The following is an 18,455-nucleotide window of genomic DNA, read 5'->3' on the forward strand; positions in this document are numbered from 1 at the left end:
TCACACGCGTTATCTATAGCCCTGCTGGCGCTTGTAATTTGTTTGCTGGCAACTCATTTTATCGACATTAAAAACTCCGGCAAACAAAATGGCTGAAAACTTTTTCGGACTAACAGATACTGGTAAAATCCGGGACAATAATGAAGATACATTTATTGCCCATCCGATTACAGGAAACTACCTATTGGCTTGTGTTATTGATGGCGTAGGCGGTTATCATGGCGGCGACATAGCTGCGGCAATTGCACGCGAGGAGATCACTCAAAAGTTAAGTAAAATCCAAGGCGACATTATCCCCCTGATGATAGATGCCTTTAAGCAGGCGAGCGGCAAAATCTATCAAAAAAGGCAAAAAGACAAAGACCATAATAAAATGGCCTGCGTGGCCACCCTTGTGATAGCAGACGTAAACAACAACCAGTTTTATTATGCGCATGTGGGTGATACACGCCTCTACCTGCTGCGGGATGGCTCTCTTGTAAAAATATCAAAAGACCACTCTTTTGTTGGTTTCCTTGAAGACTCTGGCCGCTTGACCGAGACCGCCGCCATGAAACACCCCAAACGCAACGAGATAAATAAAGCCCTGGGATTTAGCAACCAGATAGATGACGATGACAGTTACATAGAAACAGGGCAATCGCCCTTTTTACCCGGTGATATGCTGTTGCTATGCAGCGATGGGCTGACAGACATGGTTGAAAAGGAAGAGATAACCGGACTGATTACCCAAAATAACACGCTGGAGCAAAAAGCGACAGCGCTGATAAATGCTGCTAATAACAATGGCGGCAGCGATAATATTACCGTGGTATTGGTGCACAACAATAAAGAGCGCCAAACACCGACGGTAACCATTCCAGTTGGTTCACAAAAAAAAAGTAACGTAATAGATAAAGACGTCCCATCCGCACTTGGAAGAACGGTAGCCGCTGAACCGCCACTGGTTGTTCCTGCAAAGAAGAGTAACGGCTTCACTGCGCTGTTAGGCATATTTTGCCTGGCGTTTCTTGGTTCCTCCATATGGTTGTACCTGCAATGGCAAAAAGCTATACCTTCAGAAACGCAAAAAGTCACTACAAAAAAGCCACCCCGTAAAGAGGAGGAGCAATTGTTACAGGATGCTTTTGACAATGCAACCGGTGATACGCTCATTCTGTCTGACACGGTATTTAAAAGCCCGGTGCTAATTACCGATACCCTGCACATCCATAATGATAGCCTGTTTGTTAAAGTAAAGGGAAATCTCATTATACAGCGCGACACCACCTACCACGGCCCGGCGCTGGCAATATCGCCACATGCCAAAATAACGGTGTTAGACAGTTTGCAGTTCAATGATTTTCCGGTGGCTATTTATCTTAATAATACTGCGCTTTTTTTGAAAAACGTACGGTTTGTTAACTGTGCGGTGCCGGTAAACAATGCCTACCAGTTTGGCGGGAAGGTAAACGTCACCGCCAGTTTGCCTATTTTGAATACATCCATTGAATCTTCAGCCATAAATCGCAAAATAGGAAATGGAGCAAGATAAAGCTGTACCGGTTATTCGCCGGAGCACCGAACGCGTGTTTGTACTTTTGGTGGCCATTATACTGTCGCTGTTCTTTTACAGGCTTTATACGGTACTGCAATTGAGGTTTGCCGATGTGGATAATCGCCTGAAAGATGGCACGATGATTAACCTGAATGATAAAAACCCGGCAATAACCATTCGTCACCTGCTTGAAAAAGGTTATTATTTTGATGACAAGCGAGACATCGACCTGATTGAAGCTACTGTAGCCAATGCCATTACGCCCGACGTTAAAATTGACAACGTTGGTGAACTGAACAAGCGTAAATATTACATAGATGCAGACGAAGCCTTTGAAAAAGGCGGCAAATCGTTCAAAGCCCGTGTAACCGCTTCGCGGTCGCTGCTGGGCTACACCGGCGACGACTCGTTGCGCTTTGTGCAGGAGCGGAAAAGTCCACCGGCCCTGCCGTCGGTTAACGACCTGCAAATGGGTCGACATAGTATTGCTGGCACTATACTTAACAAAGAAATACCGGTACCAGGGGTACTTATCCGCCTTGAACTAATATTACCGCAGGACAGTATATTTAATGATGAACCGGTAGAAAATATTAAAAGCATCACTAAAACAGCCAACGGCGTAACCACCATCTACCTGCCCGACAGCGCCGGCATACGCCACTTGCAGGAACTGACAGCCTACGCCCGAACTGACGAGGACGGAAATTTCACATTCAAAAACCTGCCTGATAATAAAGCGTTTAAAGTTTTGCCTCTGCAACCCGGCTACCAGTTCGGCACCTCGCAGGGCGTGCAAAGCCTTGACGAAGATGTGTCCTTCACCTTTCAGCAGGCGCCGCATACAATCAAGCTTTTTTCTACCCGCGATTTCAACATCCTGAAAAAGGAGCGGTCGCTTATCATCCGTACACCGCAGGAGTTTAACCGGTGGTTTTTAATAATTGCGGGAAGCTTTTTAGGTGTATTTGTGCTGATCCATATTATACTGTCGTGGAGATTCGGCACTGCCGACCAGTTGATTTTGCCGGTAGTGATGTTGCTTACAGGCTTGTCATTTTTAACGTTACTTAGTGTGCAAGACCCGTTGCGCGACCGTTTCCTGGCTAAAGATTCGTTGGTTTACCTAGGCATAGGTATGGGCGCCATGTTGGTTATGCTGATGTTAAAGCTGCGCCGATTTAACACCGACTCGTGGGTGTACAGGATGCTGCTGTTTAAAGATATTCGTTCGGCAGCAAACGGGTGGCCATGGGTAGCTTTAGCCGTATTATTACTGGCGCTAACCATTAAATTTGGTACAGGCCCAGAAGGGAGCGGCGTTAAAGTGAACCTGTTTGGCTTTCAGCCCAGCGAGATAGTCAAATACCTCATCATATTTTTCCTGGCAGGATTTTTCGCCATAAACGAAAAGCTTATCAGCGAGTATACCAGCTGGCATAAACGCTGGTCGTTCTTTTCGTTCGCTTTAATAGCCATACTGGTAACCCTGCTGCTGTTTTTGCTTTTAGGCGATCTTGGGCCGGCTATGGTGGTTTGCTTTACTTTTATAACCTTGTTTTCTTTCTCGCGCGGCGATTTTATGTTTATGGCCATTTCCGTATTGCTCTATGTGCTTACATCATGGGTATTCAGCAATGTTTGGCTGGCGGCGGGGGCTACCTTAGGAGCGGTGGCACTGCTTATGCTTTTCCAGCGTAAACAGCTCAGCGAATCGGCCATTATGGTGCTGGTGATCATGGCTGCGTTTTTAACTATCGACCAGATACCCTATTTAGGTAAGCTTTTCCCTGGCCCGGTACAGCGCCTTGTAGACCGTAAAGCTATTTGGCAAGATGCCTGGAATAACGAAGTATACGGCGGCGACCAGGTAGCCAACGGCCTTTGGGCCATGTCTGGCGGTGGCGTTACGGGGCAGGGTGTTGGCGAAGGTTTTGCCAAAACCATTCCTGAAGCACATACAGATATGATACTTCCCTCTATGGGTGAAGAGTTTGGCTGGACAGGAATTGTAGCAATCTTCGTATTGTTTCTGCTTTACCTGCACCGGTCTATCATCATCGGCCGGCGAACGGGCACCCCATTCCTGTTTTACCTTTGCGCGGGTATCGGCATATCAACCTTTGTGCAGTTCCTGCTTATAGCGGGCGGCTCTACCGGTGCGCTGCCCTTATCAGGCGTATCCTTGCCATTCCAAAGCTACGGCGGGTCGTCCCTGGTAGCCAATTTACTGGCATCCGGTTTTTTACTTTCAGCATCTATGGTTCGGGGCACCCCGGTGCAAATGACTTATATTTCTAAACAGCAGGACAAGAATCTTGTGCCTGCACTTATGGCGGCCTGTATGGCTATTGTACTGTTAAGTGTAAACGTATCCCGGTATCTGTTAAATAATGAAAAATGGGTGGTGCAGCCGTCACTTGTAGCCGATCGCAGCGGGGCGCGGATGTTTAGCTATAATCCGCGTATCGCCATACTGATGAACAGGCTGAAAGCCGGATCGCTATATGACCGTAACGGCATTTTGCTGGCAACCAGTAATCCGGATACGGTGAAGCGTCAGCGTTTTAAACTGGCCGGCGCAGGTATTGTCAATTACAATCTTGATTCGGCAGTGCACAAAAGGCTGAGCCGATACTACCCGTTTGACGACCAAATGTTTTTTTGGACGGGCGATGCCAATACCGGCGTATTTAATGGCAGTGTGAATGGCTACTTTGCTGAATACGAACACGCTGCAGAATTGCGGGGGTTTGAATTACCCACAACCAGCTTTACCGCCATTGCCAAACGATTTACCGAAAATAGGTTTTTAGCACGCGGCGTAAAAGAAATGACGGTGGTAAAAAAAGACTACAAAGCGCTTGCACCACTTTTAATTGCCGGTATTAACGGCCCGGAGGTGGAGGCTTTTAAAAACCGTAACCGGGATGTTAAATTAACGATGGATGCCGGCCTGCAAACCAGTATACAACGGTCTATGGCCGCGGATACATCACTGAATAACAACCGGGTATCTGTGGTCATTATGCAAGCCGGAAACGGGGATGTGCTCACCTCTGCCGTTTATCCGTTGCCGCCAGTGCACGACTGGGAGAAGCTTACCATGAGCACGGCCGAGCAAAATCAGTTATCGCAATGGACAACCACGTCCGACCTGGGCTTTACTCACTTTACACAACCCGGTTCAACCGCCAAAGTACTTACTTCGCTGGCAGCATTCAATAAGCTTGGGCTGGCAGCAGCTAATAAAAAATTCACGGTTAGTTCTTGGGAGCGCATTCGCACCAAAGGACTTGAGCCGGATGAAACCGGAGTGATTAATTTAGAGCGCGGTTTAGTAAAGTCAAATAACGTTTACTTCATTAAACTGGCTAATGAGGAACAATTGCAGGAGCAAATGGGCGACCTGTACCTTAAAACCGGGATGTTTTTGCATGGTGTTGGAGGTTATTATTACAATAAGCCTGCGGAAAATGCTGCGCAGGAAGACAAATGGCGCCAGTTGTGGCGTAAAACTGAATTTAATACTAAACCGCGCTACAATCCGAACAATATAAGACTCACTCGTGCTAAGGGCATTTCAGGCATGGCTTGGGGCCAGGGAGAACTAATAGCCACTCCTGCAGCGGTGGCAAGACTGGTATCCGGCGTAGCCAATCACGGGACGCTGGTAAGCAATCGTTATGTTTTAAAGGTAAGTGATTCGCTGGCGCCTGTTAACCCGAGTACAAAACTTGTTAATCACGCTAAATATGCCGATCTGGTCCGTCGTTACATGGTAGAACAGAGTGCATCGAAAACTCATACATTAGGGATTGCTGTAGCCGGTAAAACCGGTACGCCTGAGCGTATCTGGAAAAGACAGCAGATAAACGATGGCTGGTACGTGTTTTTTGCACCCGTGGCCAGAGGCAATGATCATGTAGTGGTTTGCATACGTATTGAATCGACAAAGGGTTCTTCTGACGCGGTGAAACTCGCCGGGAAGCACGTTATCCCTTTTTTGCAAAAAAAGGGATATATTAAGAGTATTACGCCGCAAACAAAAGAATAACGGCAAGGTTAAATTGGTTATTCGGGCACAACATTTGTCAAGATCAGTACTGGTATAACATGATATTTAAATTATTTAGAAACGACGCTGACGAACGTCCGGTTGATGTAAAGGGAGTACGCCATGCCCTGCTTCAATTTATTAAGCAGGAGCTACAGAAAGTGGAAGGAGGTGAAGGCGCCAATATTAAAGGGCTTTGTCTGTATTTAAACCCCGGTGCAGCCGACAGGCACGTTTATGAGGCTGCCGTTTATGCTGATGATGCTGACAAGTTAAAAGACGAAATACAGCGGGTAGCAGATGATTACGCAGTTGAATTACCTGCCAGCTGGTCGTTAGATGTAATGTTTGACGGCGAGGTTCCGGCAGCGGCTATTCAGGCTATTGCTATTGATGCCGCTTTATTTGTAAAGACCGGCAAGCATTTTATAAGACAGAAAGCTACGGCTTACGTGCGTGCCTTAAGCGGCGAAACGCTGGAAGCCGAATACATCTTGTCATCCGAAGGCGGTAAAGTGAACATAGGCCGCGACAAAAAAGCGCAGTCGGACGAAGGTTACTTTCGTACCAACCATATCGCCTTTCCGTCCGAGAGTAAAAATGACGGCAACAAATTTATCAGCCGCCAACATGCACATATAGAGTGGAACAATGATGCTGGCCGTTTTATGATATTTGCTGATGAAGGCGGCATACCACCTCGTAATAAAGTAAAAGTACGGTCGGAGGCGAGCGAGAATATCACAAAGCTGCATTCCACCCACATAGGGCATGAACTACAGGAAGGCGATCAGGTAATTTTAGGCGAATCTGTGGTGTTAGAATTCAGTTATCAACCACTAACTAATGAGTAAAGTATTTACGATAACAGAAGGGCTTGAAAATCTCGGCGCGCTGCGCACTGGTGGTCAAGGTTCGGTGTATAAAGGCAGGCGTACCGGGGCAATTTACTCAGCGGTGAAGCTGATCCCCACTCCAATTTATACCGAAGACGAAAGTGATAAGAACTACCGTAACTTCCAAAACGAAGTAACCAAATTGCAAAAGGTTAATGAACATCCTAATCCTAACGTTGTAAAAATACTCAGCTCGGGCATTACCGAAAGCGGTTCCTTCCCTTTTATAGAGATGGAATATATAGAAGGACCTGACTTGGGTGAATTATTGCAACCACCGCACGATAAGATATTCACGCTCAAAGAACTTATTAAGGTTGCAGAGCAGCTGGCCTGTGCCCTTGCCCACTGCCATAAGGTTGGTGTAAAACATGGCGATATTAAAAGCAATAATGTAAAGTATAACATCCATACCGGCAATTATGTGCTGCTCGACTTTGGGCTCGCCATAATGAGTGAAGAGCAGCGCCGCAGCAGTATACGCCACGCCGGCGCCATTGAATTTATGGCCCCCGAGCAACATGAAGGTAAAATGCTGCTGCAAACGGATATCTACAGCTATGGCATCGTCTTATATGAACTGCTTACCGGTCAAGTGCCTTTTCCTTTACCCGGCGGCAATGCCGACACCGGTCGCAATACGGTGATGCTTATGCACATGGAAGGCGAAATTCCGGAACCACTGCAACTACGCAAAGCTAATTTGCCGGATGACTGGAGCGTTGAAAAGAAAACCATGGAAATGCAGGTTCCGGCCTGGTTTACAGCTATGCTGCAGAAATGCCTAGAAAAAGACCCGGAAAATAGGTTTGCTGACGGGAAGGAACTACACGACAATATAATCCATGGCAGTATGGCCACTTCAGCCGGGCAAACAGCCTCATTAAATACATTTACCCTTGAAACTGAAAATAAAAGGCTACAGGAACAGTTGAGGTTATGGCAGCAGACTAGTGCGGGAAGTGAGAAGCAGTTAGCTTCCATTAACTTGATTGCCGGTAAAGCAGGTTTAAAATACGACGAAAGCCGCGGGATTTACGAGCGCGACAGAAACATGGTGCATCTGCCTAAGCGAGGTTTCATAGGGCTTGTCGGTGTTGCAGCCTTATTTATGGCACTTTTTCTATATTCGTTTTTATCAAAAAATAAAACGGCTGACAATTCAACCGCGACTACAGCCACAATAGCAAAACCCTACCGTTCTCCTTTCATTTTTATTAAGCGATATAATCACGATAGCGTATTAAACGCCCAACGGGACAGTATTGCCAATGCAAAACGGTTACTTGCTAATAAATCCAGCTTAAAATCTTCAAAAAAAATCTCACACAGGCCGCAGAAGAAAAAAAAGAAGAAGAAAAAGTTCCTGGGGATATTTTAAACTATGCGATGGCAATCGCTATACATAAAAAATACATTTATCTGATACCGTTAATGACGATAGAGCATGCTGCCTATGCGCAGCAAAATCCGGCACTCGCCAAAAAGATCGGCAGCCTGTTCAATGAAGAAAAGTCCTTTCAGTTTACCGCTCAAGCTATGAGCAAACGTGGGATGCCGGAAGACAGTCTGAAACGCCAGGACTCCTTAGAGAAGGCTGTCTTCATTTGAGGATTGCAGGCGGCAAAGGATATCCATGCCCAGTATGGTTACCCGACAGTCGAGCTGGTCGGCAAAGAGGCTTCGCACCAAATTTTCGTTCTGATCCAGCATGCAGATTCGATGACTGTATAGCCGACTGAACGTATATATTGAAACAAATCAAGGAACAGGGATTTTTATCGCAAAGGCAACAAAGTCATTCGTAATAGGTAAGATAGAATTCGATGACTTCAGAAAGTTAAAAGGATTACTTGTCTAGCGGGACAGGACTAAACTCGAACCTTTTGTTAGTCGATCTGCGAAAATTTCTATACATCAGTACATACGAGCCTGTTAAGGTATAGACTTAAATTTTGAATAATATTAGTGTAGGGATACCTGCACTTTTTCGCCGGCATTTACGACTTTATTCAACAGGAGTTTACCTTCCTGAACAACGGTGATCCTTGTCTTATCCTTTACCCGGGCTACCTTAATATCAAAAGAGGAACCAAATGACTTAATCTGTTTAATAGCTACATTATCCCATTTATCGGGCAGATGCGGTTCAAGTGTAAATGTATTAAATCCGGTTGGCTCTAAACCGAGCACCCCTTCGGTAAAAATCCGGCAATATAGCGCACTCTCTGCAGAAAGATGAGCCATGCTGTTTTCAGGCCATGCCTCTACCGCATAAGGAACACGAAAACCAGTAAGCCGTGTTTGTGAGTAAGATAGCAACCTGTTTAAACTCTTGTTTGTTTCGCCTGCTTTGAAAGCTCCTCTAAACGCATATAATGTTCCGCGATCCCAAAATACCTGCGGCGCACTGTTTTTTTTGCCACCTTCAGTTAGCACCCCGTTTGCAGACCATAGGTAGTTAAATAGCGCATCTAACCTGCCATTTTTTCGCTCGTTTAGCCCTACCACCAACGGCAAACATATCCAACTGCGCAGCGTCGTGTTTTCCTTATAGTATTTGTAGGTTTTTAATCCGTTCATGTCGGCACCAAAATAGCGCTCAATATTTCCTGACAGCGTTTTAGCACGTGCTTCAAAATCAGCTACAACCGTCTTAGGCATATTCATTGACCCGGCAAGCCGTGCTGCCTGTATCAAAGCGCCATAATAAAGCGACGATGTTGACAGGTTAGCAGTTCCGGCAGGGAAACGCCCTTCCAGTTCATCACTTTCTGAAGTCACAATACCCTCAGGCGTAAGACGTTTTTTGCAATAATCCAGGCACCAGGCAATCAAAGGCCAAAGTGTTGTTGCTTTTTTTTGATCGCCGGACGCCAGCAGGAAATGCGTAGCTCCATATGCAATCATTGCAGCATCTCCACGGTCGTATTCGCCAAACGGAAAGTTCACATTCATTTCAAATGATGCCCATATTTTTCCGTTGTCCTTAGGAATGTTATTTTGAAATATCCGGTAGGCGTTCATTGCAGCCGTCATACCGTTATGATAACCCAGGTACGAAAAAAAAGGCCCGCTGTACTCTAACTGATCATTGGCCCAAATTCCAACATAGTAGTTGCCTCCACCTGGCGAATGAACAAGACCTTCCTTTGACAGAAAGATACTTTCTGCCGCCCGTATCTTCGAAAAGTAAAACAAGGTATTGATCGTTTTGTCGGGCGTGCTTAATACCAAATTACGGGAGATCGTATCCAGAAATTTATTACGCTCGTGCTCTGTTTCCTGCCAGGATACGTTAGTTAAAGACTCATTGTTTAAAGTGGCCGTATAATATATTGCAAATTGGTATTCCTGGCCAGGACTAATGCTAACAGATGAGGATGAATTATTAAATATCTTCCTACGATATTCACCATTCCAACCAGTTTCATGCTGCAAAAAGTCCGTTGCACCTATTCTCAAATTCTTAGCGGTGTCGCCGGTATTTGTCAAAGACCATTTCTCTATAAAAACCCGTTGCTTCATGGAAGGGAAAAAGGTTCTTACCAGCCTCAGGCCGTTGCGTTCACCAAAGTAAAAACTGATTTTACCATTTATACAAATTGAATCAAGGATACCTGGCTCAAATTTCCTTTGATCTGAGATGATTACCGGAAGTATATTATCCTTGTACTGTTCTCGCAGATAAGCGCGATAAACCGACTCATCCGACCTTGTAAATTTCCGTAACTGCGGAAATATAATGTCCCTGGTGATCTCTACCTGTTTTTCAGGAGTTGCATTATAGCTTATGATGCCTGACACCTGCTGACCGGACAAGTCATTAATGCTTATGCCCGACTCGGATTTACAAGAAGCAATCAGTAATAACATTGAAGGCAGGCATCGGATTCTGATAGTTGAGGATAATACTGAATTGCGGCTGTTTCTTAGGCAACTATTGGAAAAACAATATACAATATATGAAGCTGCAGATGGCGAAACGGGTTATTATCAATCAGTTGAAAAACTTCCTGATGCCATAATAAGCGATGTTATGATGCCCAAAATAAACGGAATTGAATTATGTAAAATGGTTAAGGAGAATTTTGAGACCAGACATATTCCTTTTATCATTTTATCTGCCAAAGATTCACTTGAATCGAAAGTGGACAGTTTGGGTTATGGTGCAGATTTTTACTTCTCCAAACCACTAAGTAATGAATTATTGTTGCTGACCATCAAAAATATATTTGAGCAGCGCGAAAATTTAAGAACACGTTTTTTGAATGATTACCTGACCAATGCTGCAATGTTGGTCAAATCTGATGTTGATAAACAGTTTTTTGAGAAACTGACCGGGGTAATTAACGATAACATTGCCAACGCTGATCTTGATGTTGATTTTATATGCGATAAGTTATATATGAGCCGTACTACCTTATATCGGAAAATTAAAAGTGTTACTGATAGTTCCATTGGTGAATTTATCCGAACGTTACGCTTAAAGAAATCTGTAGAAATAATGACACATGAGGATATTTCAATGAATGAAGTCGCTAATAGAATTGGCATGCAGAGCAGTTCTAACTTTTCAAGGGCGTTTAAAAAGGAATATGGTAAATCTCCGTTGCAATATATACGAGCGTTAAGAGAGATTTCTCCTGGTGCTTAAAGTCGTTTACTATAAATGCCTTTTTACCTGATAACACTCATTGTTAACAGTATATTTCTCTCAACAACAAATTCTTAGTTTGTAACAGGTGTGACTACTACCATAAAAACATTAGTGCAACCCGGGTTTAATATAAAATCCCATTTTTTAAATGAGTAGTCAGGTGCTGTGTGCTTATCGTCAAGTATTTTTTATCAGATGCCCGTCGTTCATGATGTGAAGTTCTTGATATTGTAAACACAAAAAATGAATAAACTGCCGGTGCTTCCTTAAAAAAAGGTGCTTCTATGAATAGGGGCACCTTTTTTATGTTATTAGCAAAACGCAGGAAATGTTATTTCCTGATGAGGATAAATGAACGACACGCCGCACAATATTCATTTAGCACGGCATTATCATCGCGAATCCAAATTTTCGTTAGTATATGTTTATCGTTGCAAAGTATAGCATCGACGCCCCGCGCCTACCGCGACATCGAGGACGCCCTGGCTGCTTGCCCAATATTTTAATCTGATCTTACTAATTAAAATTTGGCTTTTGCCTGATTTATTTCATTAAGATTTCAGTTTTGTTACAATAAATATTGCAAACCATGCTTTTTATTGATAACTTAGCAATCAAGGTTATGTATAGACGAATAAGCCACATATTCATCTCCATACTTTGCTGGTTTGCAACAGCGATCACCATTGCCTGTGCAAACCAACCCTCACCAATAAGCTTCGCTGAAAACCATACCCAAAGCGGAGAAAATATCGAAAAAGGTGATGCCGGATTTTATGATGACGGCCCTGAAACAGCAGGAAAGAAAGGACACCTGGCCCGTTTCAGAATGCGCTTTTTGGTTAACCGCTCGGTTGATATCAACGCTATATTACCCGTGTGGGAATCAATAGCCGGTTACATACCGCAACATATACATCACCTATATACTAAATACGAGATACGCACGGCTACCCGACCTGCTTATTACAACTTTCTATTTCGGCTTTCTCCATTTTAAATAAAGCGCACGCTACATGTGTCCTGTCCAAATGTACTTAGCGCGGTAAAACCGCAAGTCCCCTTAACTTAAATACATTTCATAATGGAAAAATTTAAAGCAATTTGCTATGTGGCTGCTTGTGCCCTACTCCTGCTTGTCACGGGTTGCTCATCAAGCACCAATAAAGAAGATAAAGAAGCTGCAGATACTCTGCAAATGCCCGTAATAACGCTTAAAACCTGCGATACGGTTTTACAAAAAGCTTATGTGGCCGATATACAGGCCCTTAAAAATGTAGAGATACGTGCCCGTGTAAAAGGCTTTCTTGAAAAAATATATGTTGATGAAGGTAAATACGTAAAAAAAGGTCAGCCTTTATTTAAGATTGATGACCGCGAGTATAAAGTTATGCTCAGCAAAGCAAAGGCGGCGCTAAGCAACGCCATTGCCGACGCTAAAGCTATTGAACTGGAAACAGACCGTGTGCGCATGCTGGTCGATAAAAAAGTTATCTCAAAATCCGAACTGGATGTTGAGCTTTCAAAACTGAACGCGTCCAAAGCCACTATTGACGAAGCACGCAGCATGGTACAAAGTGCCGAAAATTTGCTGGAATTTGCCTATATAAAATCTCCTTTTGCTGGCATTATCGACCGTATTCCGCTTAAAGCCGGCAGCTTGATAGATGAAGGCACGCTGCTAACCAGCATATCCGACAATAGTTCGATGTACGCCTATTTCAGCTTCCCGGAAAATGAGTATCTGAATTATGTGCGTACCATGAAAACTTCGCCCGATAAAACCAGTCAGAAAGTTAGTCTGGTTTTGGCCGACGGATTGGAGTTTCCAGAAAGAGGTGATATCGAAACCGTGGAAGGCGAGATTGAACAAACCACAGGTTCAATTAATTTCAGGGCGCGGTTTCCCAATCCGCAAGGCTTGTTAAGGCACGGCGCTACGGGCAAGTTATACCTATCAACTAAGGCCAAAGCCGTGGTGATGATACCTCAGCAGTCGGTTTTTGACATACAGGATAAAAGCTATGTGTATATAGTTGATAAAAACAATAAGCTGCACATGCAGGCCTTCACCCCGCTTACCCGCATATCAAACTATTATATAGTTAAAGAGGGCTTAAAAGCGGGCGACAAAATACTGTTTGAGGGTACCCAAAATGCCCGGGACGGAATGGTAATCAAACCAAAGCTATTGGCTAAGGATACACTTCTGGCCATGCATTAATTGCAGGCTGCTTCGCCATTGTTAACTGCACCGCTGGTGCAGTGTTTTATTGTTATACCCATTCCATTTTAAACTGATATGTTTGAAACTTTTATTAAGCGGCCTGTGCTGTCGCTGGTTATTTCTTTGATAATCACTTTGCTGGGCGTGCTGGCGCTTATTACCCTGCCGGTTACCCAGTTTCCGGATATTGTGCCTCCATCGGTTACCGTAACGGCCAACTATACTGGCGCTAACGCCGAGGTGTGTGCCAAGGCTGTTGCTACGCCACTTGAACGTGCCATAAACGGTGTGCCTGGCATGACCTACATGACCACTGTTTGCAGTAACGATGGTTTAACCGTCATACAAATTTACTTTAACGTAGGTATCGACCCTGACCAGGCTGCCGTGAGCGTACAGGGCCGGGTCTCAACCATTATTGACGAATTGCCCGAGGAAGTTATTAAGGCAGGTGTTACCACGGAAAAAGAGGTGAACAGTATGCTGATGTACCTCAACGTTATGAGCCAGGATACCAGCATGGACGAGAAGTTTATTTACAACTTTACCGATATAAACGTACTGCAGGAGCTTAAGCGTATTGAGGGTGTCGGTCGTGCCGAAATTATGGGCGCCAAAGAATACTCGATGCGTGTGTGGCTGAAACCTGACCGCATGATGGCCTACCGCGTATCAACCGATGAGGTGATTGAAGCCATACGCGCGCAAAACGTGGAAGCCGCGCCGGGCAAAACGGGGCAAAGCAGCGATAAATCACCCAACCTGCTGCAATATGTATTGCGTTATCCCGGTAAATTTTTTGAGCCGACGCAATACGAAAACATTGTTATACGGGCTGAAGAAGGCGGCGCTGTACTCAAGCTCAAAGAAGTTGCCGATGTAGAATTTGGCTCACTAACGTACAGCATGGTATCGAATACTGACGGGCGTCCCTCGGCATCAATCATGATAAAACAACGCCCCGGCTCTAACGCCCGGGATGTTATCCATAACATAAAAACCCGCATGGCCGAACTTAAGGAAACATCTTTCCCCTCGGGCATGACTTATAATGTCAACTACGACGTTTCGCGTTTCCTCGACGCATCGATACACGAAGTGTTACGCACACTGGTTGAGGCATTTATACTGGTATTCATCGTTGTATATATTTTCTTGCAGGATTTCCGGTCGACGCTGATACCGGCGTTGGCCGTACCCGTGGCGCTAATAGGTTCGCTATTTTTTATGCAGATGCTGGGTTTCAGTATTAACCTGCTTACGCTGTTCGCACTGGTGCTGGCCATTGGTATAGTGGTGGACAACGCCATTGTGGTGGTTGAAGCCGTCCACGTAAAAATGCACGAACACCACATGCCGCCATTGGAAGCCACCATAAGCGCCATGAAAGAAATTAGTGGGGCAATAGTTGCTATTACCTTGGTTATGTCGGCGGTGTTTGTGCCGGTGGCATTCATGTCGGGACCTGTAGGCGTATTTTATCGGCAGTTCTCGTTAACGCTGGCAATATCCATCGTTATATCAGGCATTAACGCGCTCACCCTTACCCCTGCCCTATGCGCCATCATGTTGAAGCATAACCACTCGCCTCGTAAAAAAAATATCATTCAACGTTTCTTCTCCGGGTTCAACGATAAGTACAACCGACTGCAAGGAAAATATTCAGGTTTGATGATTTACCTTTCTCCGCGTAAAGGGCTTACCATAATCATGCTGGCAGGCTTCTTTGTGTTAACCTGGGGTTTTAGCGCCATACTGCCTACAGGTTTCATTCCTACAGAAGACCAGGGCATGCTGTACGTTAACGTAACCACCCCTGCCGGTGCTACGGTTGAGCGTACCGAGCAAGTGCTGAATGAGATACAAAAGAAAACCGAATCAATAGACGCCATCGAGTCAGTTTCAACGCTTGCAGGCTACAGCTTGGTGAATGAGATAGCCGGCGCTTCGTACGGAATGGCCATGATCAATTTGAAATCATGGGATGAACGCAAGGAAAGTCTTGATGATGTGATAAAGGAACTGGAAAAAAGCACCCGAAGCATCAATGACGCTTCTATACAATTTTTTCCGCCGCCTACGGTGCCGGGCTTTGGTAATGCCAGCGGTTTTGAGATCAGGATGCTTGACCGTAGGGGACAAGGCGATTTGCAAAAAGCCGCTGAAGTTGGCAAAAACTTTGTAACTGCGCTTAATAATTCACCAGAAATTGCCGGAGCATTCACCAGTTTCGACCCGAATTTTCCGCAATACATGATACACGTTGACCAGCAAACGGCGGCGCAAAAAGGTATCACTATAGACAAAGCGATGTCGACCCTGCAAACACTAATGGGTAGTTACTATACCTCGAACTTTATCCGCTTCGGGCAAATGTACAAGGTAATGGTACAGGCTTCGCCCGAGTTCCGGTCAAAACCTGAGGATGTGTTGAACCTGCAGGTAAAGAACAACAAGGGTGAAATGGTACCTTTTTCAACCTTTATCAGGATGGAAAAAATCTTTGGTCCTGAACAGCTTACGCGCTATAACATGTACACATCGGCCATGATAACAGGTGATGCCGGACCGGGATACAGCAGCGGAGACGCCATTGCCGCCATACAGCGAGTAGCTGACGAAAGCCTGCCTAAAGGCTTTGTGTTCGAATGGTCGGGCATGACACGGGAGCAGATATTATCGGGCAACCAGGCCATTTACATTTTTATTATCTGTTTGATATTTGTGTACCTGCTGCTGGCTGCGCAGTACGAAAGTTTCCTGCTACCGCTACCGGTTATCCTGTCGTTGCCAACGGGTATTTTCGGCGCATTCTTTATGCTGAAAATTACCGGCTTGGAGAACAATATTTATGCGCAAGTAGCATTGGTAATGCTCATTGGTTTGCTGGGAAAGAACGCTATTCTGATCGTAGAATTCGCTATTCAGCGGCAAAAAGAAGGCGCAACCATACTTAAAGCAGCTATTGAAGGCGCGGTATCAAGGTTACGCCCTATCCTAATGACATCGCTCGCGTTTATAGCCGGTTTGATACCGCTTTGTATTGCCAGTGGCGCGGGTGCCATGGGTAACCGTTCAATAGGTACCGCATCGGCAGGTGGTATGCTTATCGGTACTATTTTCGGTCTGATATTAATACCCGGCCTGTATGTGATTTTTGCTGGTATCTCGGAACGCAGGAAAAAGAAACCCGCGGTACAGCATGTTGAACTGGCCGAACCTATTCATAATTGATTTAAACTTTTAATATTTTGTCATGCTTAAACAAGCAAATTATTGTATACCATTTTTACTGGTGGCCTGTATAATAACGGGCTGTCAAAATTATAAAGCTACAACGTCATCGGCCAATATAAAACTGCCTGTAACTTTCACCGGCAATGCCGATACCCTATCCATAGCCAGACTGCCGATAAAGGATTTTTTTACCGACCCGTACCTGATAAGCCTGATTGATACCGCCATTGCCGCCAACCCGGATATCTTAACCGCGGTGCAGCGCATTGAGATAGCCAAAGCCAATGTGCGTTATAATGCGTCGCAATTGCTGCCGCAGATAAATGCCGCCGCCAATGCGGGGGTGGAAAAGTATGGCGATTATACCATGAACGGGGTGGGTAATTATGATACAAATTTTTCGCCGAACATTAATGGCGACCAGCGCATACCTAACCCGGTACCTAACTATTTCCTGGGCTTCCAAAGCTCGTGGGAAGTTGATTTGTGGGGCAAACTAAACGACCGCAAAAAGGCGGCATACGCGCGTTTTTTAGCAAGTCATAGCGGTTATCGGTTAGTAATTACCTCGCTTACTTCACAAATTGCGCAGTTATATTACCAACTGCTGGCGCTTGATACCGAATTAAAGATCATTCGCAAAAACATAGCCTTGCAGGATAAAGCGCTGGAGATCGTGAAAATTCAAAAACAGGGCGGCCGCGCGACTGAACTCGCAGTGCAGCAGTTTCAGGCGCAACTTTTACGAACCAAAAGTTTGGAGTATCAAACCCAACAACAGGTAAAAGAAACCGAAAATCAACTTAATTTTTTTACGGGGAACTTTGATAAGCCGGTAAAAAGGGACACCTCTATCACCTCAGCTAAACTGCCGGGATTATTGGCTGCCGGAATACCTGCCCAACTCCTGCTTAACCGCCCCGACATACAGGCTGCCGAATTAGAGCTTGCTGCTATGAACGCCGATATAAGAGTCGCGCGCAAAAACTTCTTACCTGCACTCACACTTACGCCGTACTTAGGTTATAACGCGTTTAAAAGCGCGCTGCTGTTCAATCCGGGCTCGTTCACCTATGGGATTTTAGGCGGCATAACAGCGCCGATATTCAACCGTAAAATGCTTAAGGCCGACCTGGAACGTACAATTGCTGAAAGCAAAGTGGCCCTTTATAATTATCAGAAAACTATACTGGCAGGTTTCCAGGAAGTAAGTAACGGGTTAAACGGCATTGAGAATTACAACCAGCTTTATTTGCTTAAACAACAGGAGTTGCAATCACTAAACAACGCGCTATCGGTTGCTAATGACTTGTATCTGGTTGGCAGGGCAAATTATTTAGAAATAATCACCGCGCAACAAAGCGTTTTGGATGCCGAACTGGGTTTGGCTAACACCAAACGCAACATATTTTCGAGCGCTATAAACCTGTATCAGGCAGTTGGTGGCGGCTGGCGATAAAGATTATGATTTTCTTTTATGCCGATAAGCGGGTATGCTCTTCCAATACAAAGAGCCCTCTGATTATCATAAGTTGCAAAAGATTGAGTCATATGTTGAACCCATGTTACACTCCAGCTCTAAGCAAAAGCGCGCCCAATTGCATTCAATCGGTTGTATTGGTGTAAGTTATAAAGACGGTTACTGCCCGCAGGGTTGTTGATGCAGATGCAAGCGATATGTCTATAGGGGCAAATAAGTTGTAATATAAGATACTTATTCTTCAAATTTCCATTTAACAAATGCCTCAATGGCTTCATATTCGGCCAAACCAAGCTCGTTATACAACCGTGCGGTTTCGCGGGTGCGGTCTTCGGCACGTACCCAAAACTCCCGCGCATCA

Annotated in this window: 11 protein-coding genes and 1 pseudogene; 10 read left to right on the forward strand and 2 right to left on the reverse strand. The window is 45.0% G+C overall.

The genetic code is table 11. The features are described 5' to 3' along the window. The first annotated feature begins 88 nt into the window (after window positions 1–88). From EOD41_RS18870 to EOD41_RS18890, 5 genes are read left to right on the forward strand one after another with little or no spacing between them, the layout of a single operon-like run. Window positions 89–1,534, forward strand: a complete 1,446-nt coding sequence (locus tag EOD41_RS18870) for a PP2C family protein-serine/threonine phosphatase (protein WP_127707881.1) — start codon at window positions 89–91, stop codon at window positions 1,532–1,534. Then, window positions 1,521–5,594, forward strand: a complete 4,074-nt coding sequence (locus EOD41_RS18875) for an FtsW/RodA/SpoVE family cell cycle protein (protein ID WP_127707883.1) — start codon at window positions 1,521–1,523, stop codon at window positions 5,592–5,594. The genes EOD41_RS18870 and EOD41_RS18875 overlap by 14 nt, the downstream gene beginning before the upstream one ends. Window positions 5,595–5,653: 59 nt before the next feature. After that, entirely contained in the window at window positions 5,654–6,448 is a 795-nt protein-coding gene (locus EOD41_RS18880) for an FHA domain-containing protein (protein WP_127707885.1), read from the forward strand. Further along, window positions 6,441–7,871 carry a serine/threonine protein kinase gene (locus tag EOD41_RS18885; RefSeq protein WP_127707886.1) on the forward strand — a complete coding sequence of 477 codons (1,431 nt, stop codon included), beginning with the start codon at window positions 6,441–6,443 and terminating at the stop codon, window positions 7,869–7,871. The genes EOD41_RS18880 and EOD41_RS18885 overlap by 8 nt, the downstream gene beginning before the upstream one ends. A gap of 8 nt (window positions 7,872–7,879) precedes the next feature. Then, window positions 7,880–8,101: a hypothetical protein gene (locus EOD41_RS18890; protein WP_127707888.1), complete on the forward strand. Its 222-nt coding sequence runs from the start codon at window positions 7,880–7,882 to the stop codon at window positions 8,099–8,101. A gap of 354 nt (window positions 8,102–8,455) precedes the next feature. Here EOD41_RS18890 and EOD41_RS18895 read toward each other — a convergent pair whose 3' ends face one another. Continuing rightward, window positions 8,456–10,366 carry a six-hairpin glycosidase-like protein gene (locus tag EOD41_RS18895; RefSeq protein WP_127707890.1) on the reverse strand — a complete coding sequence of 637 codons (1,911 nt, stop codon included), beginning with the start codon at window positions 10,364–10,366 and terminating at the stop codon, window positions 8,456–8,458. Between EOD41_RS18895 and EOD41_RS18900 the strand changes: the two genes are divergently transcribed. From EOD41_RS18900 to EOD41_RS18920, 5 genes are all read left to right on the forward strand, one after another. After that, a complete protein-coding gene (locus tag EOD41_RS18900; RefSeq protein WP_164849991.1) occupies window positions 10,326–11,147 on the forward strand; it encodes a response regulator transcription factor in 822 nt (273 codons plus the stop codon). The two genes, EOD41_RS18895 and EOD41_RS18900, sit on opposite strands and share 41 nt — an antisense overlap. A gap of 625 nt (window positions 11,148–11,772) precedes the next feature. Beyond that, a complete protein-coding gene (locus tag EOD41_RS18905) occupies window positions 11,773–12,150 on the forward strand; it encodes a hypothetical protein (RefSeq protein WP_127707894.1) in 378 nt (125 codons plus the stop codon). A gap of 84 nt (window positions 12,151–12,234) precedes the next feature. Continuing rightward, window positions 12,235–13,374: an efflux RND transporter periplasmic adaptor subunit gene (locus tag EOD41_RS18910; RefSeq protein WP_127707896.1), complete on the forward strand. Its 1,140-nt coding sequence runs from the start codon at window positions 12,235–12,237 to the stop codon at window positions 13,372–13,374. 78 nt (window positions 13,375–13,452) lie between these two features. Beyond that, window positions 13,453–16,611: an efflux RND transporter permease subunit gene (locus EOD41_RS18915; RefSeq protein WP_127707898.1), complete on the forward strand. Its 3,159-nt coding sequence runs from the start codon at window positions 13,453–13,455 to the stop codon at window positions 16,609–16,611. A 22-nt stretch (window positions 16,612–16,633) separates the two neighbouring features. Beyond that, window positions 16,634–18,073: a TolC family protein gene (locus EOD41_RS18920; RefSeq protein WP_127707900.1), complete on the forward strand. Its 1,440-nt coding sequence runs from the start codon at window positions 16,634–16,636 to the stop codon at window positions 18,071–18,073. 255 nt (window positions 18,074–18,328) lie between these two features. Here EOD41_RS18920 and EOD41_RS21110 read toward each other — a convergent pair. Then, window positions 18,329–18,455 (reverse strand): annotated as a pseudogene (locus tag EOD41_RS21110) (PIG-L family deacetylase); the annotation flags it as partial.

The sequence above is a fragment of the Mucilaginibacter limnophilus genome, assembly GCF_004005815.1.
In the GTDB taxonomy this organism is placed as follows: Bacteria; Bacteroidota; Bacteroidia; order Sphingobacteriales; family Sphingobacteriaceae; genus Mucilaginibacter; species Mucilaginibacter limnophilus.